21 protein-coding genes and 1 tRNA gene are annotated in these 25,490 nt (G+C 31.5%); 15 read left to right on the top strand and 7 right to left on the bottom strand.

Annotation, left to right across the window (positions count from 1 at the left end; translation table 11 throughout):
- Positions 1-24 precede the first annotated feature (24 nt).
- The 12 genes from Q0L44_RS01760 (at position 25) to Q0L44_RS11500 (ending at position 14,762) form a co-directional block, all read left to right on the top strand.
- Positions 25-1,986, top strand: a complete 1,962-nt coding sequence (locus Q0L44_RS01760; protein WP_296634715.1) for a penicillin-binding protein — start codon at positions 25-27, stop codon at positions 1,984-1,986.
- 1 nt (position 1,987) lies between these two features.
- Positions 1,988-3,454 carry a UDP-N-acetylmuramoyl-L-alanyl-D-glutamate--2,6-diaminopimelate ligase gene (locus Q0L44_RS01755; RefSeq protein ID WP_296634416.1) on the top strand — a complete coding sequence of 489 codons (1,467 nt, stop codon included), beginning with the start codon at positions 1,988-1,990 and terminating at the stop codon, positions 3,452-3,454.
- Between the two features lies 1 nt (position 3,455).
- The gene (gene mraY / locus Q0L44_RS01750) at positions 3,456-4,682 is read left to right on the top strand and encodes a phospho-N-acetylmuramoyl-pentapeptide-transferase (protein ID WP_296634415.1); all 1,227 of its coding nucleotides are present in this window, start codon (positions 3,456-3,458) and stop codon (positions 4,680-4,682) included.
- A 55-nt stretch (positions 4,683-4,737) separates the two neighbouring features.
- The gene (murD, locus tag Q0L44_RS01745) at positions 4,738-6,123 is read left to right on the top strand and encodes a UDP-N-acetylmuramoyl-L-alanine--D-glutamate ligase (RefSeq protein WP_296634414.1); all 1,386 of its coding nucleotides are present in this window, start codon (positions 4,738-4,740) and stop codon (positions 6,121-6,123) included.
- A gap of 13 nt (positions 6,124-6,136) precedes the next feature.
- Positions 6,137-7,324 (top strand): FtsW/RodA/SpoVE family cell cycle protein, encoded by a 1,188-nt coding sequence (locus Q0L44_RS01740; protein ID WP_296634411.1) that lies wholly within the window; start codon positions 6,137-6,139, stop codon positions 7,322-7,324.
- Positions 7,311-8,402 carry an undecaprenyldiphospho-muramoylpentapeptide beta-N-acetylglucosaminyltransferase gene (murG, locus tag Q0L44_RS01735; protein ID WP_296634409.1) on the top strand — a complete coding sequence of 364 codons (1,092 nt, stop codon included), beginning with the start codon at positions 7,311-7,313 and terminating at the stop codon, positions 8,400-8,402. Before Q0L44_RS01740 ends, murG begins: the two co-directional genes overlap by 14 nt.
- A complete protein-coding gene (murC, locus tag Q0L44_RS01730; protein ID WP_296634406.1) occupies positions 8,399-9,733 on the top strand; it encodes a UDP-N-acetylmuramate--L-alanine ligase in 1,335 nt (444 codons plus the stop codon). Before murG ends, murC begins: the two co-directional genes overlap by 4 nt.
- A gap of 3 nt (positions 9,734-9,736) precedes the next feature.
- A complete protein-coding gene (locus Q0L44_RS01725) occupies positions 9,737-10,462 on the top strand; it encodes a cell division protein FtsQ (RefSeq protein ID WP_296634403.1) in 726 nt (241 codons plus the stop codon).
- 6 nt (positions 10,463-10,468) lie between these two features.
- The gene (gene ftsA, locus Q0L44_RS01720) at positions 10,469-11,809 is read left to right on the top strand and encodes a cell division protein FtsA (protein WP_296634400.1); all 1,341 of its coding nucleotides are present in this window, start codon (positions 10,469-10,471) and stop codon (positions 11,807-11,809) included.
- 52 nt (positions 11,810-11,861) lie between these two features.
- Positions 11,862-13,751: a cell division protein FtsZ gene (gene ftsZ / locus Q0L44_RS01715; RefSeq protein WP_296634398.1), complete on the top strand. Its 1,890-nt coding sequence runs from the start codon at positions 11,862-11,864 to the stop codon at positions 13,749-13,751.
- A 176-nt stretch (positions 13,752-13,927) separates the two neighbouring features.
- Positions 13,928-14,386 (top strand): hypothetical protein, encoded by a 459-nt coding sequence (locus tag Q0L44_RS11505; protein ID WP_366084959.1) that lies wholly within the window; start codon positions 13,928-13,930, stop codon positions 14,384-14,386.
- Positions 14,352-14,762 (top strand): hypothetical protein, encoded by a 411-nt coding sequence (locus Q0L44_RS11500; protein WP_366084957.1) that lies wholly within the window; start codon positions 14,352-14,354, stop codon positions 14,760-14,762. Before Q0L44_RS11505 ends, Q0L44_RS11500 begins: the two co-directional genes overlap by 35 nt.
- A 179-nt stretch (positions 14,763-14,941) precedes the next feature.
- Here Q0L44_RS11500 and Q0L44_RS01705 read toward each other — a convergent pair whose 3' ends face one another.
- Positions 14,942-16,129 (bottom strand): pyridoxal phosphate-dependent aminotransferase, encoded by a 1,188-nt coding sequence (locus Q0L44_RS01705; RefSeq protein WP_296634393.1) that lies wholly within the window; start codon positions 16,127-16,129, stop codon positions 14,942-14,944.
- Between the two features lie 14 nt (positions 16,130-16,143).
- Complete coding sequence (locus Q0L44_RS01700) at positions 16,144-17,238, bottom strand: acyl-CoA desaturase (protein WP_296634391.1); 1,095 nt, start codon at positions 17,236-17,238, stop codon at positions 16,144-16,146.
- 116 nt (positions 17,239-17,354) lie between these two features.
- On the opposite strand from Q0L44_RS01700, the gene rsmG reads away from it, so the two are divergent.
- The gene (gene rsmG, locus Q0L44_RS01695) at positions 17,355-17,984 is read left to right on the top strand and encodes a 16S rRNA (guanine(527)-N(7))-methyltransferase RsmG (protein ID WP_296634387.1); all 630 of its coding nucleotides are present in this window, start codon (positions 17,355-17,357) and stop codon (positions 17,982-17,984) included.
- 93 nt (positions 17,985-18,077) lie between these two features.
- Here rsmG and lysS read toward each other — a convergent pair whose 3' ends face one another.
- Complete coding sequence (lysS, locus tag Q0L44_RS01690; RefSeq protein WP_296634385.1) at positions 18,078-19,775, bottom strand: lysine--tRNA ligase; 1,698 nt, start codon at positions 19,773-19,775, stop codon at positions 18,078-18,080.
- A 325-nt stretch (positions 19,776-20,100) separates the two neighbouring features.
- On the opposite strand from lysS, the gene Q0L44_RS01685 reads away from it, so the two are divergent.
- Positions 20,101-20,730 carry a peptidylprolyl isomerase gene (locus Q0L44_RS01685; protein WP_296634382.1) on the top strand — a complete coding sequence of 210 codons (630 nt, stop codon included), beginning with the start codon at positions 20,101-20,103 and terminating at the stop codon, positions 20,728-20,730.
- 158 nt (positions 20,731-20,888) lie between these two features.
- Here the strand turns inward: Q0L44_RS01685 and Q0L44_RS01680 are convergent, their stop codons facing one another.
- Together Q0L44_RS01680 and Q0L44_RS01675 are read right to left on the bottom strand one after the other, a co-directional pair.
- Positions 20,889-21,026: a hypothetical protein gene (locus Q0L44_RS01680; RefSeq protein WP_296634712.1), complete on the bottom strand. Its 138-nt coding sequence runs from the start codon at positions 21,024-21,026 to the stop codon at positions 20,889-20,891.
- A 78-nt stretch (positions 21,027-21,104) separates the two neighbouring features.
- Entirely contained in the window at positions 21,105-22,490 is a 1,386-nt protein-coding gene (locus Q0L44_RS01675) for a dipeptidase (protein WP_296634380.1), read from the bottom strand.
- 92 nt (positions 22,491-22,582) lie between these two features.
- On the opposite strand from Q0L44_RS01675, the gene Q0L44_RS01670 reads away from it, so the two are divergent.
- A tRNA-Leu gene (locus Q0L44_RS01670) sits at positions 22,583-22,664 on the top strand.
- A 46-nt stretch (positions 22,665-22,710) separates the two neighbouring features.
- Here the strand turns inward: Q0L44_RS01670 and Q0L44_RS01665 are convergent.
- Positions 22,711-23,154 carry a thioesterase family protein gene (locus Q0L44_RS01665; protein WP_296634378.1) on the bottom strand — a complete coding sequence of 148 codons (444 nt, stop codon included), beginning with the start codon at positions 23,152-23,154 and terminating at the stop codon, positions 22,711-22,713.
- Between the two features lie 69 nt (positions 23,155-23,223).
- The gene (locus Q0L44_RS01660) at positions 23,224-25,356 is read right to left on the bottom strand and encodes a carboxy terminal-processing peptidase (protein WP_296634376.1); all 2,133 of its coding nucleotides are present in this window, start codon (positions 25,354-25,356) and stop codon (positions 23,224-23,226) included.
- Positions 25,357-25,490 lie beyond the last annotated feature (134 nt).

The raw sequence follows: 25,490 nt of genomic DNA, 5'->3' as shown, positions 1-25,490 counted from the left end.
AAATTCTACATAGTAGCTTCTTTTATGACGCTTTTTCTTTTTGCAATTATTTTTCGTGTTATCAATATACAATATTTTCAGGGAGAAAAATATAAAAAACTTGCTACAGAGCTAACCGTTAAACAAGATACTGTATATGCAAATAAGGGAAATGTATATGCTGCAGACGGTAATTTGTTAGCAACGTCTATGTCTAAATTTACTATTAGAGTAGATCTTTTAGCAATAGATGCTACTGTTTTTGAGAAAAATGTTGCAAACCTAGCAAAAGAGTTAGGAGTTATGTTTGGGAAAAGTAAAAGTTACTATGAAGCTAAGTTAAGAGCTGCTAGAAAACAAAAAAATAGATACTTACTTATCGCTAGAAATGTTGGTTACAATGATTATTTAAAATTAAAGCAATTCCCTATTTTTAAATTAGGTGTATATAGGGGTGGTTTTATTGCAGAACATAAAACAGTAAGAGCACATCCAATAGGAAAAATAGCAGAAAGAACAATAGGGTATGATGATTTTAGAGGTGAGGCTGGTATAGAAGGAGCTTTTGCTGATTTTATGCAAGGTGAAAATGGATTGCGATGGAAACAAAAGATTGCTAAAAATCAATGGAAACCTATTTCTGATGTAAATGAAAAAGAACCTATAGATGGGCATGATGTAATAACTACTATAGATGTAAATATTCAAGACATAACTCATCATGCCTTACTAAGGCAATTGGAATATTTTGAAGCAGATCATGGTTGTGCTGTTGTTATGGAAACTGCAACTGGTGAGGTAAAAGCAATTTCTAATCTTGGCAGAACTTCTAAAGGAAAATACTACGAAAAAAGAAACTATGCAGTTTGGGAAAGCCATGAGCCAGGATCTACATTTAAGTTAGCCAGTTTAATGGCGGCTTTAGATGATAAAAAAATAGATACCTCAACTGTTGTGGATACTGAAAAAGGTCGAATTTACATTCATGGAAAAAAAGTGGAAGATTCAAGAAGAGGAGGCTATGGTAAAATTTCAGCAGCCCGAGCGTTTGAGGTCTCTTCTAATGTTGGCATTGTAAAATTAATCAAAGAACATTATGATGACTATCCAGAGAAGTTTATCTCTAAATTAGAAACCTATGGATTCACAAAACCTATTGGATTTTCTATAAAAGGAGAAGGGAAACCTTATGTGCCAAAGCCTAAAGATAAATCTTGGAGTAAAATTTCTTTAGAGTGGATGTCTTGGGGCTATGGAGTTTCTGTAACACCTATGCAGACACTAATGTTTTACAATGCGGTCGCAAATAACGGAATTATGGTTAAACCAAGATTTGTAAAGGAATTGAGAAGAGAGGATAAAGCAGAAAAAATTTTTTCTACTGAAGTTCTTCATCCTAAAATAGCTTCTAATGAAACTTTAAATAAAATTAAAAAAGTAATGGAGAATGTAGTTGTTAAAGGAACTGCAACTAATATTTATTCTCCAAATTTTTCTATGGCAGGTAAAACAGGAACTGCAAAAAAGTTTATGCCAAGAGTAAAAAACAGCAATGGTGATTGGGAAGGTGGGTATTACTCTACAAAGCATTACACAGCCTCTTTTGCTGGTTTTTTTCCAGTAGAGGAGCCTAAATATTCATGTATTGTTGTGGTCCACGATCCAAAAAAAGAAAAAGGGTACTATGGAGCAACAGTGGCAGCACCAGTATTTAAAGAAATTGCTCAAAAGATCTATACCGCCACTCCTATAAACAATCAAACTGTAACTGATGAGGTTTACTTTACCTCTATAGATGAAGCATATAATACATTTAACGAAGTTTTAAATAAAGTTCATACAAAAGTTCCGGATGTGAAAGGTATGAACGGCATGGATGCCATTGCTTTATTAGAAAATATAGGATTAAAAGTTCGAGCTGAAGGTGTAGGGAAAGTTCAAAATCAATCTATTAAAAAAGGCGTGATGTTGAAAAAAGGAGAAACCATAACTTTAAAACTTTCATAGCTTGAGAAAATTACAAGACATTTTATATAAAGTGGCAATTAAACAAGTTTATGGAGATACTAATGTTTTGGTAAATCAACTTGTATTCGATTCAAGAGCTGTTAAAAAAGATGCTGTTTTTATTGCTCAGAAAGGAGTAAATGTTGATGGTCATTTGTATGTAGACAAAGCAATAGCACTTGGAGCAAAAGTAGTAGTTTGCGAAAAGTTTTCTTTTGATAGGCAAGAGGGAATTACTTATGTAAGAGTAGCTGATGCAAATGAGGCTTTAGCAATAATGGCAGCTAACTTTTATGAAAATCCATCGACGAAATTTTCTGTAATTGGTGTAACAGGTACTAACGGTAAAACCACAATAGCATCTTTACTTTATCAGCTTTTTAGAAAGGCGGGTTACAAGGTAGGTTTATTATCTACAGTTAAAGTTTTAGTTGATAATAAAGAATATAAAGCTACCCACACAACTCCAGATTCTGTAACTATAAATAGGTACCTAGATTTAATGTTAGATGAAGGTGTAGAGTACTGTTTTATGGAGGTGAGTTCACATGGTATACATCAAAAGAGAATAGAGGGTTTACATTTTAGAGGTGGAATTTTCACAAACTTATCTCACGATCATTTAGACTACCATAAAGATTTTTCTGAGTATAGAAATGTAAAAAAGAATTTTTTTGATTTTTTACCAAAATCTGCCTTTGCCTTAACCAACATCGATGATAAAAATGGGAGTTTCGTATTGCAAAATACAAAGGCTAAAAAATACTCATATGCTTTAAAAACAATGGCTGACTTTAAAGCTAAGATTTTAGAAAAACATTTATCAGGTACTTTAATTTCTATTGATAATACAGAGGTTTGGACAAAATTAATTGGTGTTTTTAATATCTACAATCTTATAGCAATTATTGCAACTGCAGAGTTACTAGGTTTGGAGAGGCTAGAAATTTTACCAATTATAAGTCAGTTAGAAAGTGTAAATGGTCGTTTTGAATATGTTGTTTCTGATGATGGAGTCACAGCAATTGTAGATTATGCACACACGCCAGATGCATTAAAAAATGTTTTAGAAACTATAAATGATATCAGAACCAATAACGAAAAAGTAATTACGGTTGTTGGTTGTGGAGGTGATAGAGACAAAACTAAAAGACCAAAAATGGCAAATATAGCTGCTTATTTAAGTAATCAAGCAATATTTACTTCAGACAATCCAAGAACAGAAGATCCACAAAGTATTTTAGATGAAATGGAAGCGGGTATTTCTCCTGAACATTACAACAAAACACTTACAGTGATTAATAGACAGCAAGCCATAAAAACAGCTTGTAAGTTATCAGATGCTGGAGATATTATTTTAATTGCTGGTAAAGGTCATGAAAGTTATCAAGAAATAAATGGAGAGCGAACTCATTTTAATGATCTAGAAGAAGTTACTAATTGTTTTAATCAACTAAAAAAGAAATAGAATGCTGTATTATTTTTTTCAATATTTAGATACCCAGTTTAGCATTCCAGGTGCAGGTGTATTTCAGTTTATCACATTTAGAGCAGCTGCAGCGTTTATTCTGTCTCTTTTAATTTCGTCTATTTATGGTAAACGAATAATTAATTTTTTAAGAAAACAGCAAGTAGGAGAAACAGTAAGAGATTTAGGATTAGAAGGTCAAAAACAAAAATCTGGAACACCAACAATGGGTGGTGTCATAATAATTTTAGCTACTCTTATTCCTGCAATTTTACTTGCTAAGTTAGATAATATTTATATAATTATTTTACTAATTACCACAGTTTGGATGGGTTTTATTGGTTTTCTAGATGATTATATAAAAGTTTTCAAAAAAGATAAAGCAGGTCTAAGTGGTAAGTTTAAAGTATTAGGGCAAGTTGGTTTAGGTGTAATTGTGGGTTCTATGTTATATTTTAATGAGGGTGTAACTATCAAAGAACAATTGCCAATTAAGCAACAAACTATTCAAGAAAATGGTAGAAACCAAGTTTTTGGAGAGGCACATAAATCTACCAAAACAACAGTGCCATTTTTTAAAGACAATGAGCTGGAGTATTCTAAAGCCTTAAGTTTTTTAGGTGATGAATATGAAAAACATGGATGGATTGTTTTCATTTTTATTACAGTATTTATTGTAACAGGTATTTCTAATGGAGCAAATTTAACAGACGGTATTGATGGTTTAGCAGCAGGTTCATCAGCAATAATTGTAATTACACTCGCTGTTTTTGCTTGGGTTTCTGGTAATATCATTTTCGCAGATTATTTAGATGTCATGTACATTCCTAATTCTGGTGAAATGACTGTTTTTATTCTTGCTTTTGCAGGAGCTTTAATCGGATTTTTATGGTATAACACTTACCCTGCTCAAGTTTTTATGGGTGATACAGGTAGTTTAACTATTGGAGGAATCATAGCGGTTATAGCCATTTCCATTCGTAAAGAATTGTTGTTGCCAATTTTAGCAGGAATTTTTGTGGTTGAGAACTTATCAGTAATCATGCAAGTTTCTTGGTTTAAGTACACACGTAAAAAATATGGTGAAGGAAGGAGAATTTTTAAAATGTCTCCTTTACATCACCACTATCAAAAGTTAAGTTATCACGAAAGTAAAATTGTAGTGCGTTTCTGGATTGTAGGAATTCTATTAGCAGTATTTACAATAGTAACATTAAAATTAAGGTAAAAAGTACTAGTCTTAACTTTTCCTTTGGAAAGCAAGAGTGACTTTTATTAAAAATATGAAGCATCAAAAAAATACAGAAAAATCAATTCTAGGTTATTTAGGAGAGGGTGGGTTTTTGGTGATTCTTGGAGGAGGAGAAAGTGGAGTAGGTACAGCCATTTTAGGACAACAAAAAGGGTATAAAGTTTTTGTTTCTGATAAAGGAGCAATAACCAAAGAATACAAAAAAGTTCTTTTACATCACCAAATAAATTTTGAAGAAAATCAACACTCAGAAGCTAAAATTTTAGCGGCTGATGTTGTTATGAAAAGTCCTGGAATTCCAGATACAGTTCCTATAGTTCAAAAATTAGTTAAAAATGCAATTCCAGTAATTTCTGAAATTGAATTTGCAGCAGCCTTTACTAAAGCAACTATGGTTGGTATAACAGGTTCAAATGGTAAAACAACAACAACATTGTTGACGCATCATATTTTAAAAAGTGCAGGTTTACATGTTGGTGCTGCAGGTAACATTGGAGACAGTTTTGCAATGCAAGTTGCCAAAAATAATTATGATAACTATGTGTTAGAAATAAGCAGTTTTCAGTTAGATGGAATCTTAGATTTTAAACCACACATAGCTATTCTAACCAATATTACACCAGATCATTTAGATAGGTATAATTACGATTTTCAAAACTATATAAACTCAAAATTTAGCATTACTAAAAATCAAGAAGCTAAAGATTTTCTAATCTATGACGCAGATGATGATGTAATTGCAAAAGGGTTAGAAGAAAATAAAACAAAAGCACAATTAGTTCCATTTTCATTAAATAAAGAGCTCGAATATGGAGCATTTTTAAAAAACAATATACTAACAATCAACATTCAAAAACATACATTACAAATGCCAATATCATCATTATCAATTAAAGGAAAACACAATACTAAAAACGTTATGGCAGCTACAATGGCTGCTCAGTTATTAAAAGTTAGAAAAGAAGCTATTAAAGAAAGCTTGTCTAATTTTGAAGGAGCAGAACATCGTTTAGAAAATGTGGCAAAAATTAAAGATGTACATTATATAAATGACTCTAAAGCAACTAATGTTAATGCTACATTTTATGCTTTAGAATGTATGGATCAACAAACAGTATGGATTGTTGGAGGAGTGGATAAAGGTAACGATTATACTGACTTGTTGCCTTTAGTTAGAGAAAAAGTAAAAGCAATTGTTTGTTTAGGTATTGATAACGAAAAAATTAAACATACGTTTGGAAACGTTATAGAAACCATAGTGGAGACTGCTGGTGCTGAAGAAGCTGTAAAGGTTGCTCATAAATTAGCAGAAAGAGGTAACACTGTTTTACTTTCTCCTGCTTGTGCAAGTTTCGATTTATTTGATAATTACGAAGATAGAGGGCGTCAATTTAAAAAGGCAGTAAGAAATTTATAAGAGATTAAGCCAATTGAAAACTATTTTTAAACATATTAAAGGAGACAAAACTATTTGGGCTATTGTAGCCATATTAGCAGTTTTTTCATTTATGCCTGTTTATAGTGCAAGCACAAACTTGGTTTACGTAGTTGGTTCTGGATCTACTTTAGGGTACTTAGTTAAACATATGGTTTTGTTAATTATGGGGTTTGGTATCATTTACGGAGTGCATAAAATACCTTATCGTTTTTTTTCTGGAGGATCTGTATTAATGTTGCCAATTGTTATCGTTTTATTAGTCTTTACTATGCTTCAAGGAACCACTATTGGTGGTGCAAATGCAAGTCGGTGGATACGAATACCTTTTGTAGGTGTTGGTTTTCAAACCTCTACACTTGCGGGTTTGGTTTTAATGGTTTACGTAGCTAGATATTTGGCTAAAAAGAAAGAACAGGTTATTAATTTTAAAGAAAGTATTCTGCAGTTGTGGCTTCCAGTTGCAGCAGTATTAATACTTATTTTGCCTGCAAACTTTTCTACTACAGCAATCATTTTTTTAATGATTTTAGTAGTTACTTTTATTGGTGGTTATCCATTAAAGTATTTAGGTATTATACTTGGAGTTGGTATTTTAATACTTTCTTTCTTTGTTTTAATAGCAAAAGCTTTTCCAGATGCTATGCCAAATCGTGTACAAACTTGGCAAAACAGAATAGAGCGTTTTTCTTACACTAATGATAAAGATGCCTATCAGGTAGAAAAAGCTAAAATTGCGATTGCTACTGGAGGTCCAATTGGTTTAGGACCAGGTAAGAGTGTTCAAAAAAACTTTTTACCACAATCTTCCTCAGATTTTATTTTTGCAATTATTATAGAGGAATATGGGTTAGCTGGCGGCATTATTATAGCCCTAATTTATTTTTTATTATTATTCCGAATCTTTGTAGTCATACGAAAAACAGCTACCATTTTTGGAACATTGCTAGTCATAGGTGTAGGGTGTCCAATTATTTTTCAAGCCATTATAAATATGGCAGTTGCAACAAACTTGTTCCCTGTAACAGGGCAAACCTTGCCTTTAATAAGCAGTGGAGGTACTTCTATTTGGATGACTTGTTTTGCTTTAGGAATGATACTAAGTGTAAGTGCTTCTAAGCAAGAGACAGAAGAAGATATTTTAGATGATAACCCTTTAGATATTTTGCATGAAACCATTTAATATACTTATTTCAGGAGGTGGAACAGGTGGGCATATTTACCCAGCAATTGCTATTGCAAATGAAATAAAGTTATGTTACCCAGATGCAAATTTTTTATTTGTAGGGGCAAAAGATAAAATGGAAATGGAAAAAGTACCTCAAGCAGGATATAAAATTGAGGGACTGTGGATTGCAGGAATTCAGCGAAAAAACTTATCCAAGAATTTAATTTTTCCATTAAAATTGTTAAGTAGTTTATGGAGAGCATCAAAAATTATAAAGACATTTAAACCAGACATTGCTATTGGTACAGGAGGTTTTGCAAGTGGTCCTACATTGATTATGGCCAATCGAAAAAAAATTCCAACATTAATTCAAGAGCAAAATTCTTTTCCAGGAATAACAAATAAATTATTAGGAAGACGTGCACGTAAAATCTGTGTTGCATATGATGATTTACAGCGCTTTTTCCCGATAGATAAAATTATAAAAACAGGGAATCCTGTTCGTCAAGATTTATTAAGTATCCATTCTAAGGTTCATGAAGCAAAAACGTTCTTTAAGTTAGACACAAAAAAGAAAACAATTTTAGTTTTAGGCGGTAGTTTAGGTGCACGTAAAATAAATCAACTTATAGAAAGTAACCTAGAGTTTTTAGAAGCACAGGATGTTCAAGTAATTTGGCAATGTGGAAAATTATACTTTGATGAATATAAAAAGTATAATGATTTAAAGCATGTTCAAGTTCATCAGTTTATCAATAAAATGGATTTGGCTTATGCAGCTTCAAATATTATAATTTCTAGAGCGGGTGCAAGTTCTGTGTCTGAATTATGCATTGTAGGTAAACCAGTAATATTTATTCCTTCACCAAATGTGGCAGAAGATCATCAAACTAAAAATGCCAAATTTATTGTAGCTAGACATGGAGCTATTTTGCTAAAAGAAAACGAGTTAGATACTTTTAAAATTGTTTTTGAAACCTTGTTAAAAGACGAAGGTAAACAACAACAATTGTCAGAAAATATAAATGAACTAGCCTTGCCTAGTGCAACAAGCAATATTGTGAATGAAGTAAAAAAATTATTAAAGAAGTGAATTTAAAAAACATACATAATATTTATTTTGTAGGTATTGGTGGCATAGGTATGAGTGCCATTGCAAGATATTTTGCTGCGCAGGGTAAAAATGTGGCTGGTTATGATAAGACACCTTCTGAAATAACTGAAGAATTAGAGAAAATAGGTGTAGCTATTCACTTTTCGGATATTGTAAAAAATATTCCATTATCATTTTTAGATAAAGAAACAACTTTGGTGGTATTTACACCAGCAATCCCTGAAATCTCAGCGGAATTGAATTATTTTAAGAACAAAAATTTTATCGTTCTTAAAAGAGCAGAAATATTAGGAGCAATTACAAAATCTACTTTCTGTTTTGCAGCTGCAGGTACACATGGTAAAACAACAACATCATCTATTTTAGGGCATATTATGCAGCCAGAAAAAGCAACTTCTTTTTTAGGTGGAGTTGCAGAAAATTATAACTCAAATTTAATTTTGGGTGATGATAAAATATCTGTTGTTGAAGCAGATGAGTTTGATAGATCTTTTCTACAACTAAGTCCAAATATTGCTTGTATAACTTCTATGGATGCAGATCACTTAGATATTTATGGAGAGGCTTCTGCGTTAGAAAATTCTTTTTTAGAATTTTCAAAGAAAGTTACAGATACTCTAATTATTGCAAAAGGACTTCCTTTAGAGGGTCTTACATATGCTATTAACGAATCAGCAGATTTTATGGCATATAATTTAAAAATATCTAATGGAACTTATTTTTTTGATGTTAAAACCCCAACAGCTAGTATTACAGATGTTTCCTTGCAACTTTCAGGAAAACATAATGTTATGAATGCTATGGCAGCTTTAGCCATGGCAAATGTGTCTGGGGTTTCATTGCAAAAAATAAAAGAGCAATTAGCAACCTTTAAAGGTGTTAAGCGAAGGTTCTCTTATAAAATTAAAACTTCTGAATTAGTTTTAATAGATGATTATGCGCATCATCCTACAGAGATTAATGCTGTAGAAAATTCCATTAAAGAAATGTATCCAAATGAAAAAGTGCTTGCTGTTTTTCAGCCTCACTTATTTTCTAGAACAAGAGACTTTGTTTCAGATTTTGCATTAGCACTTTCTAAATTTGATGAGGTTTTGCTTTTAGATATTTATCCAGCTAGAGAGCAACCCATACCTAACGTTAACTCATCTTGGCTATTAAGTAAAATAGACTGTGACTATAAAAAAGTAGTGCAAAAAAATAGCTTAGTAACAGAAATTAAGAGTTCTTCCTGTAAAGTAGTCGCTATGATGGGAGCTGGAGATATTGGAGTGTTAATAAATGAGGTTAAAAATAAACTTACCCCCTAAAAAATGAAGTTTAAAAGAAGTTTAAAATACCTTTTTTTTCTCCTAACTATAGCTGGTTTAGGATTGCTTTTTGCTTTTTCAAGCAAAAGAAATGAAGCCATAAAAGTGGGAGTTCCTTTGGTTGATTTTGCTTCTGGAGACAATAATTTTTTAACTCATTCTATGGTTAATAAATTGTTAATACAAAATCCAAAAAAGATGCAAAATAATCCAAAATCTATGATAGATTTATATAATCTAGAAAATAACGTTTCAAATAATCCATATGTAGCTAAAGCAGATGTTTTTTTAACGGTAGACGGTAAGCTTATATCGGTGGTAAAACAACGAGAGCCAATTGCTAGGATTCTTGGAGATGGTGAGGCTTATTATATTGATAAGCAAGGTGTAAAGATGCCCTTATCAGTCAACTATTCTTCTAGAGTTTTATTAGTTTTAGGTATCTTTTCTGAAGAAGAAATTATAGAACTTTTAAAGCTTATTACGGCTATAAAGAAAGATGATTTTCTTCACAAAGAAATTGTTGGAATTGAAAAATCTGCAGAAAATGAATTTCAATTCTCAATGAGAAGCGGAGATTATAAAATCGATTTTGGAAATTTAACTAAAATCGATTTAAAATTTAAAAAGTTAAAAGCGTTTTATAATACAACTTTTGAAGATAAAACTATTCAAAATTATAAAACAATTAATGTAAAATATCACAACCAAGTTGTGTGCACTAAATAAACTAAAATGGGAAATAACAAAATAGCGGTTGGTTTAGATATTGGTACCACCAAAATTGTTGCCATGATTGGTCGTAAAAATGATTATGGTAAAATAGAGGTAGTTGGCATTGGTAAAGCAAAAAGTTTAGGTGTAAAACGTGGAGTAGTGAGCAACATTACACAAACAATTCAATCTATACAGCAAGCTGTAGATGAGGCAGAAAGTGTTTCTGGCCTTAAAATAGAAGATGTTGTTGTAGGTATTGCGGGTCAACACATACGTAGTTTACACCACAGCGACTATATTACGAGAAATAATGCAGATGAGGTTATTGATGCTTTAGATATTGAAAATTTAGTGAACCAAGTGCATAAATTGGTTATGTTACCAGGAGAAGAAATAATTCATGTACTTCCACAAGAGTTTAAAGTAGATTCTCAAGCAGATATTAAAGAGCCAATTGGTATGTATGGAGGTCGTTTGGAAGCAAACTTTCATGTAGTTGTAGGGCAAGTTTCTTCTATCCGAAATATTGGTAGATGTGTAAAAAGTGCAGGGTTAGATTTAAATGAAATTACTTTAGAGCCTTTAGCCTCTGCACAAGCCGTTTTAAGTCAAGAAGAAAAAGAGGCAGGAGTAGCTTTAATCGATATTGGAGGCGGAACAACCGATTTGGCAATTTTTAAAGATGGTATTATTAGACACACAGCAGTAATTCCGTTTGGAGGTAATGTAATTACAGATGATATTAAAGAAGGTTGCTCTATCATAGAGAAACAAGCTGAGTTGTTAAAAATCAAGTTTGGTTCAGCTTGGCCGGGTGAAAATAAAGAAACAGAGATTGTTTCTATTCCTGGATTACGAGGAAGAGAGCCTAAAGAGATAACACTCAAAAATTTATCTAAAATTATTCATGCTAGAGTTCAAGAAATTATTGAACACGTGTATTTAGAAATTAAAAATTATGGACATGAGACTGCTAAAGGGAAATTAATAGCAGGAATTGTTTTAACAGGTGGAGGCTCTCAATTAAAACATTTGCGTCAACTAGTAGAATATATTACTGGTATGGATGCCAGAATAGGTTATCCGAATGAACATTTAGCAGGAGAATCAGATGAGGCTTTAACAAGTCCTTCTTATGCAACTGCTGTAGGTTTGTTGATGGAAGGTTTGGAAAAAGAGAATAAGTTAGAAGAAGATGAAGAAGTTGCTCTTGAAAGCATAGAACAGAAAGAAGAAATATTAAATACAGAAGAACCTGAAGCAGACCCAGGTATTAAAACAAAGCCAAAGCCTAAAACAAGAACTTTCTTTGAGAAATTTACAGAGGGTTTAAAAGATTTTTTAGATAACGCTGAATAAATTACCAGAGTAAAAAAGACAAACCAAAAGAACACAAAAATAAAAAGTTAGTATGAGCTTAGAATTTGAAAATATTGAATTTGTAATGCCAAAGTCACAATCAAACACTATTAAGGTAATAGGTGTTGGTGGAGGTGGAAGTAATGCTGTTAATCACATGTTTCAACAGCATATAAATGGAGTAGATTTTGTAATCTGTAATACAGATGCACAAGCGTTAGAAAATAGTCCAATTCCAAACAAAATTCAATTAGGAGCAACACTTACCTCTGGTTTGGGGGCAGGTGCTAATCCTGAAATTGGAGAGCAAGCTGCAAAAGAAAGTATGCAAGAGATACAACAGATGTTAAATAACCAAACAAAAATGGTTTTTATAACAGCTGGTATGGGAGGAGGTACTGGAACTGGAGCCGCTCCAATTATTGCTAAAATTGCAAAGGATATGGATATCCTGACAGTAGGTATTGTAACTATGCCATTTGCTTTTGAGGGAAAGAGAAGAACTAAACAAGCTCAATTAGGTATTGATCAACTTCGTCAAAATGTAGATTCTTTAATTGTAATTAATAATAATAAGCTACGTGAAGTTTACGGAAATCTGGGTTTTAAGGCAGGTTTTTCTAAAGCAGATGAGGTTTTGTCTACAGCCTCTAAAGGAATTGCAGAAGTTATTACACATCATTATAAGCAAAATATTGATTTACATGATGCAAAAACAGTCCTTTCTAACAGCGGAACAGCAATAATGGGTTCTGCAAAAGAAGAAGGACAAACAAGAGCTAAAAATGCTATCGTTAAAGCATTAGACTCTCCTTTATTGAATGATAATAAAATTACAGGAGCCAAAAATGTATTACTTTTAATTGTTTCAGGTACAAGTGAAGTTACTTTAGATGAGATTGGTGAAATTAATGACTACATTCAAGATGAGGCAGGTTATGATGCCAATATTATTATGGGTATTGGTGAAGATGAAAATTTAGGAGAAGCCATTTCTGTAACTATTGTAGCTACCGGTTTTGCAGCAGATCAACAGAGCAATATTAGCAATACTGAGGTAAAAAAGATTATACATACATTAGAAGAAGAACAACGTGCAACGTATAGTTTCGAAGAGAAAACTATTTCGAGACAACCAACTTTAGATGGGCCAATAGCTAATGGTCAACAATCAAATGCTAAAATTGTTCATACTTTAGAAGAAGATTTAGAAGATCAAGGTTCAAATATGGATTTGATAAAGACGAATGAAATTATAGCAAACATGCCAGTTAGTTATGAGGAGATCATTCTAGATATAGTTTCTGAAGATGGTTTTATTATAACAGAGGCTCCAAAAGAAGAAGTAAAAAAAGAAGAAGCACCAATACAAAATGCTTCTGAATCCTTATTTGATATTCCTTTAAACGACTATACAGAAATCACTAAAGATGAAGAGATTCGATTTAATTTAACAGATGAGAATGAAGTTGATGTAAACGAGATTGAAGTTTTTGGAGCTACTGAAGTTAAAACTAAAAAAGAAACACGTTACGTATTAGAAGATTTTGATACATTACCTACTATTGGTAAAAGTTCACAAATTATGGAGCCTAAGGTAGAAGAAGAAATAAAATTTCAATTAAAAACAGCTACTCCACAGTCAGAAATTAATCAAATCGATACGCAAAGTGAAGAAGTCTCTCCTTTAGATTTAACCATAAATGAACTTCAAAAAAGAGCAGAAGAAAGACGCAAGAGTATGAAGAAGTTTAACTATAGTTTTAATGAAAATTTAAATAAAAATATAGATGAAATAGAGCGACAACCAGCCTATAAAAGACAAGGTGTAGATCTAGATAAAAATGTGCCAATCAGTAAAATTAAAACAGCATTAAAAAAAGACACAGATGATATCGATTTTATATCTAATAATTCTTTTTTACACGATAATGTAGATTAAAAGAAAAATACTTTTCAATAAAAAAAATCATGCTTTTTAGGCATGATTTTTTTGTTAAAGAAGGGCGCAGTTCAACTAAACTAAAATACAGTTCGTCGATACTTATTTGTCTTAAATCTCTAATCAAAGTAAATCCATATTTGTGAATTATACTTTTGTAGAAAATCAAGAGAATAATGAAACAACCAATACCCTACTTAATTAGTTTATCTTTTTTATCACTTTTTTTTAGTGTTTTTATTCATGCACAAGAGCAACCTTTTAATTGTGATTATAATGCTTATCTGTTTCAGGCAAATGATGTGTATGCATTAGACTTGGCATCAGGAAATTCTTATTTGGTAAAAAAGGATGTAACTCCAAGAAGCGTAAATGCAGTAGGATATAATCCTGCAGATGGTTATATCTGGGGATCATTAAGTGCACCTTTAAAATCTATCGTTAAAATTGGTAAGAATTTTGAAACGGAAACTTTTTATATTCCAGAATTACCCACTGCAAATAGGTATGTGGGCGATGTTAGTGCAACAGGTGTTTACCATTTAAAACCTTGGGGAAGTGCTGCTTACAGAGTAGACTTAAATCCTGAGTCTGATACTTATGGAAAATTTCTTTTCAACATTTACATTATCTAGTAATTTAAACATCCATGATTGGGCATTTAATGCTGTAGATGGTTTGTTATATACTGTAGAAAAGAATACGAATAAGTTATATCTTGTAGATCCTGAAAGTGGAGTGGTTTTAAACTTAGGTGTTGTACCAATTTTAAATGGCTTAAAATATACTTTTGGTGCAGTATATTTTGATGTAGAAGGTAGGTTTTACATTTCTGCAAATCAAACGGGTACTGTTTACATGATTGAAGATGTACAAAACTTAGAGGTTGGCTCTATCATAAATTCAAACCTTTTTGCTTTCGGACTTTCTAGTAGTTTAAATGACAGAGCAAGATGTCCTACAGCTCCAGTACCACAAGAAGATTGTTTAAATGGTTTAGATGACGTGTAAAGGTGTCCAATGATTTTAAAACTTATAATAGTAAAAAGTTGGTATTACACTAGCTTTTATTAACCCTAGGTCAATGATAAACCATCAACACTTGTGTTGGTGGTTTTCTAAATTTAGAAACTTCAAAAAAAAACTCATAACAGATCGCTATGAGATTTTTTAATTTTATAAAAGTTTTATTAACTAAGTGCTATTTTAATTCTTTTAATTGCTTCTCGTATTTGAATTTCTGAAGCAGCATAAGATATTCGAATACAATTAGGAGCCCCAAAAGCATCACCTGTAACAGTGGCAACATTTGCATTTTCTAAAATGTATAAAGAAAAATCATTGGCGTTATTAATTTTGGTACCATTTATAGATTTACCAAAAAATGCAGAAATATCTGGAAAAACATAAAAGGCACCGTCAGGTACATTTACTTTAAAACCATCAATTTCTCTAAGTAATCCAATTACAATATCTCTACGAGTTTTAAACTCATCAACCATATATTGTATTTTCTCTACTGGAGCTAAAACAGCAGTAATTGCAGCTCTTTGTGCAATACAGTTTGTGCCAGAAGTAACTTGGCCTTGCATTTTTGTACAAGCTTTAGCAATCCATTCAGGAGCACCTATGTACCCAACTCTCCAACCTGTCATTGCAAATGCTTTAGCTAAACCATTTACTGTAATAGTTCTATCGAACATGCTTTCTATAGCTGCAAAACTAAAAGGTTTTGTATCATAGTTTACGTGTTCATAAATTTCGTCAGATAAAATAAATATCTGTGGATGTTTCTCTAAAACTTCAGCCAAAGCTCTATATTCTGCTTCGCTGTAAATAGTTCCACTAGGATTATTTGGAGAGTTAAAGAATATCATCTTAGTTTTAGGCGTAATTGCTGCTTCTAACTGAGCTGGAGTAATTTTAAAATCGGTATCTATAGAAGAAGGTATTTCTACAAAAGTAGCTTCACTTAAAGTTGCTATTGCAGAATAACTAACCCAATAAGGGGCAGGTAATAAGACTTCATCACCTTTATTTAATAATACTTGCGCAACATTTGCAATTGATTGTTTTGCACCTGTAGAAACTACAATTTGGTTTGGTTTGTAATCTAAACCATTATCTCTTTTAAACTTAACGCAAATTGCTTCTTTTAGCTCTAAATAACCATCTACAGGAGAATAAGAATTATAGTTTTGATTGATAGCTTCAATAGCTGCGACTTTAATAAAATCTGGAGTATTAAAGTCTGGCTCTCCTAAACTTAAACCAATAATATCTTTTCCTTGGCCTTTTAATTCTCTTGCTTTAGCTGCCATTGCTAAAGTTGCAGAAACAGGTAAACTGTTAATTCTGTCTGATAATGGGTGTGACATTTTTAAATAATTTGTTATGCTACTAATTCTGGTTTTTGTCCTAAAACGCCTAGGTGCCTAAAGTGCTCAATAAGTGCTCTTCTAGTAGTAGCATACTCATTATAGGGCAAGTTAAACTCTGCAGCAGTTTCTTTTACAATTTTAGCTAATTTACCATAATGCACATGAGAAATGTGCGGAAAAATATGATGTTCAACTTGATGATTTAAACCACCAGTATAAAAATTTATAAGCCAATTACTTGGTGCAAAGTTACTTGTGGTGTATAATTGATGGACTGCCCAAGTATGTTCTAAATTTCCATTTTTATCTGGCATAGGCATTTCTGTATTTGGTACAATGTGTGCCAATTGAAAAACTAAGCTTAAAATCATACCTGCAGTATAATGCATTACAAAGAAACCTAATAAAACTTTCCACCAAGCAACATCTAAAACTAACATTGGTAATAATATCCAAAGGGCATAATAAGCCAACTTAGAAATTACTAATTTTGTCCATTCTGTTTTTGGATTTGGAAATTTACCATAAGATAATTTTCTTTTTAAATACCTATGCATTTGCTTTACATCAGTTGTAATAGCCCAGTTAATCGTTAGTAAACCATATAAAAAGATAGAATAGTATTTTTGTACTTTATGAATTTTTAACCATTTAGAATGCAAAGAAAAGCGAATAATTCTTCCTGCATCAATATCCTCATCGTGATCTTTTACATTGGTAAATGTGTGGTGTAAAACATTGTGTTGGACTTTCCAATTATATACATTACCTGCTAAAATATAAATACTACTACCCATTAACTTATTTACCCACTTACGTTTCGAAAAGGATTCGTGGTTAGCATCGTGCATTACATTCATGCCAACACCAGCCATACCTAAACCTGTTATAACCATAAATAATGCCATAACCCATTGAGGCATAGAAACTGTAAGTACTAAAATAAATGGTACTAAAAATAGTGAAAACATAACGATGGCTTTGGAGTATAATTTCCAGTTACCGGTTCTATTAATTTTATTTTCTTTAAAATACGTGTTAACTCTTTTATTTAAAGTTCTAAAAAATTTTGCTTTTTGAACTCTAGAAAATGTGATAGTATTCATGTTTGTGTATTATGTTGTAAAAATATGTATTTTAAAATAATTACTATGTTAAACGTCTAATATTATTGATAATTGTTAAGACCAAATAACTACTTTTGTGCATTAATGTTTTTTAAATGAATATACTGCTAAAATACTTTACAGATTTAACAGAAACTCAAATAGAACAATTTTCTAAATTACAGGATTTATATAAAGATTGGAATTTAAAAATAAATGTGGTTTCTAGAAAAGATATAGATGAACTCTATCTACGTCACGTTTTACACTCATTAGGTATTGCAAAAGTAATGTCTTTTAAACCTGGAGCAAAGGTGATGGATGTAGGCACAGGAGGTGGTTTTCCTGGGATTCCTTTAGCTATTTTGTTTCCTGAAACTCAGTTTCATTTAGTAGATTCTATTGGTAAAAAAATTAAGGTTGTTAATGAGGTGGCAGAAGGTTTAGGCCTAGAAAATGTGACCACTACACATGGTAGGGTAGAAGATGTAAAAGATACCTACGATTTTATTGTAAGTAGAGCTGTTGCGCAGATGGAAACTTTTGTAAGATGGACAAAAGGTAAAATTGCAAAAAAGCAAAATCACGATTTAAAAAATGGAATCCTGTATTTAAAAGGGGGTGATTTAACCCAAGAGCTCCAAAAATATACTTCAGCAACTATTTATGATTTACCAAATTATTTTGATGAACCGTTCTTTGAAACCAAAAAAGTTGTTCATTTAGGAATGAAGTTTAAGGGCTAGTCTTACAAACATATTTACAAATATTTGTTTGTTGAATAAAAAAAGGGGAATTACATGTTGTAATACCCCTTTTTTCTATAAATTAAACAAACTTTATAAAGCTTCTACGAACAAGCCTTCCTCAGTTTTAGAAACTTTTGCAACTTCTTTTTTGGTTAATCCTTTAATGGTTTTATCCCATTTTTTGTTAGATAAACCAGACTGATTTTTTAAACTTACCAATTCTATTTTTTCTGCTTTTGTAATGATTGCTAAAACCGCTTTTTCTTCATCATTCAGCTCAACAGAGGGTGCTTTTTTCTCGGGTCTCATTTGAGGGAAAAATAACACTTCTTGTATCGATTGATTGTTGGTTAAGAACATAATTAATCTGTCCATTCCAATTCCCATTCCAGATGTTGGTGGCATACCGTATTCTAAAGCTCTTAAGAAATCATGATCTATAAATTCTGTAGCTTCATCATCACCTTTAGCAGCTAATTTTAGTTGATGCTCAAAACGTTCACGTTGGTCAATTGGATCATTCAACTCAGAGTATGCATTTGCAATTTCTTTACCACAAACCATTAACTCAAAACGCTCTGTTAATTCTGGGTTGTTTCTGTGTTCTTTACAAAGTGGAGACATTTCTTTAGGGTAATCTGTAATGAAAGTTGGCTGAATGTAGTTTCCTTCACATTTTTCACCAAAAATTTCATCGATTAATTTTCCTTTACCCATAGTTTCATCAACCTCAATATTCATTGATTTTGCTGCTGCTCTAATTTCATCTTCGGTTTTACCTGAAATGTCAAAACCTGTAAAATGCTTAATAGAATCTGCCATGGTTACCCTAGCATAAGGTGCTTTAAAATCGATATCATGCTCACCAAAGGTTGCTTTTGATGTTCCATTAACAGCAATTGCACAATGCTCTAAAAGTTGCTCACAGAAATCCATCATCCAATTGTAATCTTTGTAAGAAACATAGATTTCCATTGCTGTAAATTCAGGATTATGAGTTCTATCCATTCCTTCATTTCTAAAGTTTTTAGAAAACTCATATACACCCTCAAAACCACCAACAATTAGTCTTTTTAAATATAATTCATTGGCAATTCTCATGTATAAAGGAATGTCTAATGAATTGTGATGCGTAATAAATGGTCTTGCAGCTGCACCTCCTGGAATTGGTTGTAATACAGGTGTCTCTACCTCAAAATAACCAGCATCATTAAAGAAAGAACGCATTGCATTAAACAATTTTGTTCTTTTAATAAACACTTCTTTTACATTTGGGTTTACTACCAAATCTGCATAACGTTGTCTGTAACGCATTTCAGGATCGTTAAACGCATCATAAGTATTACCATCTGCATCTACTTTTGGTAATGGCAAAGGTTTTAAAGCTTTAGAAAGTAATTTGAAATCTTTAACCATTACTGTTTTTTCACCTACTTTTGTAGTAAATAAAGAACCTTCTATACCAATAAAATCGCCAATATCTAGTAATTTTTTATAAACGTCATTGTATAATGTTTTGTCTTCTCCAGTACAAATTTCATCACGATTAAAATACACTTGTATTCTACCTTCACCATCTTGTAACTCTGCAAAAGACGCTTTACCTTGTATTCTTCTAGACATTAATCTACCAGCAATAACAACCTTTTTATCTTCTGCAAAATCATTTTTTATTTCTTTAGAATTAGAATCTAATGGAAATAAATTTGCTGGGTAAGGATTTATACCCAATTCTCTTAATTTTGCGAGCTTCTCTCTACGTACAACTTCTTGTTCTGATAATTGCATTTGCTTTGTAAATTTCTAGTGTTAAATAATGGTTGCAAAGATACAATCTATCAATTAATAGAGCATTCAGAAAATAGTAAAAAAAAGGATATTTATTTTATGATATCCAAAATCTAAGTATATTTGTCGATCACTTTTTGTTAGAGTGATAAAGTTGTGTTGTTTTGGCACTTTCGTAAAAGTGTCTTGGTTTTGTTAACCAATGGAAAGCTTCCCTTTAAAGGGACGCTTTTTTTATTTTATAGCTATGCCAAGTGAAATTAGATTATTCATTATTTTTTTAACCTTTGAGCTTTTTGTTATATTCGTTCTAAAACATAGAATTATGAAAAAATGTATTGCTTTTGTGGCTATTTTAATACTTAATTCTTGTGCATCAAAAAAATTTAAAGAAAAATGGTTAGAAAAAGAAGCGCCAGCAACTTTTAAAGCACGTTTTGAAACTACGCAAGGTAATTTTGATATTAAAGCCGTTAGAGAATGGTCTCCTGCAGGAGTAGATAGATTGTATCAACTTATTACCCACAACTATTATGAAGATGTTTCTATTTTTAGAGTTGTGCCCAAATTTGTGGCACAATTTGGTATTCATAATGATAGCTTAATAAATAATGCTTGGCAAAAAAGAGGTATTAAAGATGAACCAGTTTTACAAAAAAATGATTCTATGACTATTGCGTTTGCAAGAGGCGGAGTAGAAACGAGGTCTAATCAAATTTTTATTAATTTAAAGAAAAATTATAGATTAGATAAGCTTGCTTATTCTGGAGTTACTGGTTTTCCAGTAATTGCTAAAGTAATTGATGGCCAAGAAAATATATTAAAATTTTACGATGGTTATGGAGAGGTCTTAGGCCGAAAACAAGCTTCAATTGCTAAATTTGGAAACGCTTTTTTAAGAACTGAATATCCTAAAGTAGACTACATTAAAAAGGCGTATATCTTAAAGGAGTAATAACATTGCTGTGTTCTTTTAAGATATACGCATTCTTAGATATAATTATTTAATGTTGAATGTAACTTTTCTTGCAAGCTGTCTTGCATTTACACCAACAGATTTATCTTCTCCTCCTCCAAAATAACTTATCCTTGCAGGGCTAATGCCAGCGGCTACTAAAACATTAAAACTCGTTTTGCTCTATCTTGAGATAATGCAATATTTCTTTTTTCAACTCCAGTTTCATCTGTATATCCTATTAATTTTGCATTAATGGATGGGTTGTTTAACATAAACTGGTTTAGTGTATTAATGGCATTAAAAGAACCATCTTGGATTTGAGTTTTATTAGTATCAAAGAAAACACTTACAAATCCACTATTAAACTATTTTTAGTGCAATTCTGTAAAATATTTATAAAAATAAGGGATAGTTTCAATTCCTTTTAAATAATTCCAAATTCCAAAATGTTCGTTAGGAGAGTGAATGGCATCAGAATTTAAACCAAAACCCATTAATATAGTTTTACTTTTTAAGTATTCTTCAAAGAGAGCCACAATTGGAATGCTACCACCACTTCTTTGCGGAATTGGTGTTTTTCCAAAAGTAGTTTCATAAGCTTTACTTGCTGCTTCGTAAGCAGTTGTGTTTATTGGCGTTACATACCCCTGGCCACCATGATGTGGTGTAACTTTTACAGCTACTGCATTTGGAGCAATATTTTCAAAATGTTTTACAAACAAGTTTGTGATTCTTTTCCAATCTTGATTTGGAACTAGTCGCATAGAAATTTTAGCATATGCTTTAGAAGCAATAACTGTTTTTGCACCTTCGCCAGTATACCCTCCCCAAATTCCGTTAACGTCTAAAGTAGGTCTTATAGAGTTACGTTCATTAGTTGTATACTCTTTTTCGCCATACACATCATCAATTTTAATAGCATCTTTATACTCCTTAAGATTAAATGGAGCTTTGGCCATTTCTGCTCTTTCTTCTTTAGATAATTCTTCTACATTGTCATAAAAACCTGGTATGGTAATAAAATTGTTTTCATCATGTAGTGATGCAATCATTTTGTTTAAAATATTTATAGGATTCGCTACTGCACCTCCATACAAACCTGAGTGTAAATCTCTATTTGGTCCAGTAATTTCTGCCTCTACATAGCTTAAGCCTCTTAATCCTGTTGTAATTGAGGGAATGTCATTTGCAATCATTCCTGTATCTGAAATTAAAATTACATCATTTTTTAATTTTTCTATATTTCTTGGAACAAACCAAGACAAACTTTCAGAACCAACTTCTTCTTCACCTTCAATCATAAACTTCACGTTACAAGGTAAATTGCTTGAAGAGGTCATGTATTCAAATGCCTTTATGTGCATATACATCTGCCCCTTGTCGTCACAAGCACCTCGTGCAAAAATTGCTCCTTCTGGGTGTAATTCTGTTTTTTTTATAACGGGTTCAAATGGGGGCGAATCCCATAATTCTATCGGATCTGGTGGTTGTACATCATAATGGCCATACACTAAAACTGTAGGTAAATTTTTGTCTATAATTTTTTCTCCGTAAATAATTGGATAGCCTGGAGTTTCGCACAATTCAACGGTATCACAACCTGCTTTTTTTAATTGCTCCATTACAAAATCAGCAGTTAATAATACCTCTTTTTTGAATGCGGTATCTGCACTTACTGAAGGGATTTTTAAAAGTGCTATAAGTTCATCTAAAAATCTTTGTTTGTGTTGTTTAATGTAATTGTTTATGCTCTCCATTCCTTCATAATTTAATTCTTTTTCAAAAATAGAAAAATAATAATGAACTGCTTTGTAGTTTCTGCTTATTGTTTATATTTGCAGTCCAAAATGCAGGCGTGGTGGAATTGGTAGACACGCTAGACTTAGGATCTAGTGCCGCGAGGTGTGAGAGTTCGAGTCTCTCCGCCTGTACTTAAAAAAAAGCTTCTCATCTGAGAAGCTTTTTTATTTATAGTATTTATTCTTTTAATTTAATTTCTTCAAAGTCATCAGTTTTAACTGCATTTAAAAATAATTTTTGTGCTTCTTTAGGAGGTACAGTTAGCTTCCTTTTTTTTAGATCTATCCAAGCGCCATACACCTTTATAATTGCAGAAAGTTTTCCGTTCTCGTTAAAAACTTCATGGGTTATTTTCCAGCGTTCGTTATTTTTTGAAAGCCCAGAAACTTTCATGTTTACAGAAATATTTTCCCCTAAATGAATTTCTTTTCTAAATGAGGTATGTTCTTCAAAGAGGATTGGTCCAATATCATGTTCGTTAAATTTTTCAATAGAAAATTCTTGATTAGAAAAATATCGAACTCTTACCTCTGCAGCATATTCGTTATATGCAGTATGGCGCATATGTCTATTAGGATCAAAATCTGACCACTTTGTTGCAAACCCAACTTTGTAACTCATCGTTTTTATTAAAAATAGCTGACGAAAATATTTTTTATCAGAAAGTATAGTTGTTTTTAAATAAAAGCACTAATTTTTAATGCTTTCTGATTTTTTTTGAAGTTTTAATTCGTTTAACACATTTAAAGCTTCAGAAATGTACATGTCTTTAGATAAATTTTTGTGCCAAGCAACTCTTTTATCAGCTAGATCTTTATTATTTTTAAAAAGCTCCTTTTCGTATTTTGGAGAAGTAAATGTTAAGTCTGATTTGTAATCAAAAACAGATTTAAACTGATCGGCTTCTTTTTCTTTTAATTCATTTTCAGTAAAAAACTCTTTGTAGTTTAGAGAAAAAGAGGTGTCTTCTTGATTTTCTTTTAACCATTTAGCATACTTATTTACCATTTTAAAGTTCTCGCTATTCGCAATTCTTTGTTTACTATTGTAAATCACATCATTAAAATTAGCATAGGTATTTGTCTGTGTGTATTTTGCTTGTGGAACTTTATCCCAGTTTAAAGCACCATCTAAATCGCGCTCTCCATATTTCATATAACTTAATCTACTTGGCATGGCAATATCTGAATACACACCTTCTTTTTGTGTAGAACCACCATTAACTCTGTAGAATTTTTGAATAGTCATTTTTAAGTAACCTAAATCTTTTTCATATTTAGGGTAAAATTGATTGATGGGTAGAATATTTTGTACAGTACCTTTTCCATAAGTTTGGTTACCTCCTAAGATGATACCTCTTTTATAGTCTTGCATTGCCGCTGCAAAAATTTCTGAAGCAGATGCAGAAAATTCATTTACTAAGACTACTACAGCTCCATCCCATTGAATAGTTGGATCTATGTCTTCTTTTATAATAGGATTTTCTCCTCTATATTTTACTTGTACAATTGGTCCTTTATCTATAAATAAACCAGAAATTTCTATCGCTGTTTTTAAAGAACCACCACCATTATTTCTAAGATCTACAATTAAGCCAGCTACACCTTCAGCTTTTAAACGCTCAATTTCCTTTTCCATATCTTTTGCAGAGTCTCTATAATTGTCATCAGAAAAGTCAATGTAGAAACTTGGCAAATCTATAATGGCATATTTTTTTCCATTTTTCTCTACAATGCTAGATTTTACAAAGGTTTCGTCTAATTGTACTACATCTCTAATTATTGAGATTATTTTAATAGAGCCATCAATTTTTTTCTTAACTGTTAATTGTACTTCAGTTCCTTTTTTACCTTTTATAAATTTTATGGCATCATCTAAACGCATACCAACAATATCTAAAGGTTCTTCCTCTCCTTGTGCCACTTTTAAAATAATATCTCCAGGTTCTAATTCACCTTGTTTAGAAGCTGGGCCACCAGCCACTAATTCAGAAACGTGAGTATAAATACCTTTTTTCTGTAAACGAGCTCCAATACCTTCTACTTTACCAGAAATATTCTGATCAAAACGTTCTTTAATATTTGGATCCATATAAGTTGTATGAGGATCAAAAGCACCTACAACTGCATTTAAGAAAGTAGAAAACCAATCGTCATGTTCTAATTCCTCTATTCTAATATAGAGTTCTTCCATGTTTTTAAGCACTTCTGCTCTAGCTTCTTTCTCTAAAGTTTTAAAAGCCTTTTCAGGAAAATTTTTATCTTTCTCTAACTTATTTTTTTGAATAGCAGTTTGTTCCTGAATTCTACTTAACGTTTGTAGTTTTAGTTGCTTTCTCCAATAATCTATCAATTCATTATTGTTTTTTGCAAAAGGTACATTTTTGTAATCTAAGTCTATGGTTTCCTTTTTCTTAAAATTAAATGGTTGTGCTAGTAATTCTCCATAATATGATTTGGCATTTTTAATTTTTTCTAAAAAGCGGCCATATACTAAATTATAAAATGTTAAATCATCTTGTAATAATTGGTTATCAATCTGATATTTATATTGCGAAAATTCCTTAATATCTTTTTGAGTAAAATAACGCTTACTACCATCTAAGCCGTCTATAAAATTTTGATATACAAATTCCGAAAAATCATCATTCATGTCTTTCACTACAAAGTGTCCACGTGTTAAAATATTCTTTAAAACATAAACGAGTACTTTATCTTTTTCAGGATCATTATTTGAATCTATTTTTGATGTATTCCATGAAAAACTTTTAAAACAAAGTAAAAAAGTAAATGATAAAGTAATAATCTTAAAATGCGTCTTCATAAATCTTCTGGAGTTATTTTATATTTTAAAAAACTAGAGTTAAACCACTAAAATAATGATAATTTTTTAGCCTTTCTATAGTATTGTAAAACTATTGGCTTAATTCTCTACAATGTTACCAATTTTACTGCTTT

This window comes from Polaribacter sp. (assembly GCF_024639685.1).
Classification (GTDB): Bacteria; Bacteroidota; Bacteroidia; order Flavobacteriales; family Flavobacteriaceae; genus Polaribacter.
Note: the sequence above shows the minus strand (reverse complement) of the source record. Positions and strands in the feature narration are given on the sequence as shown.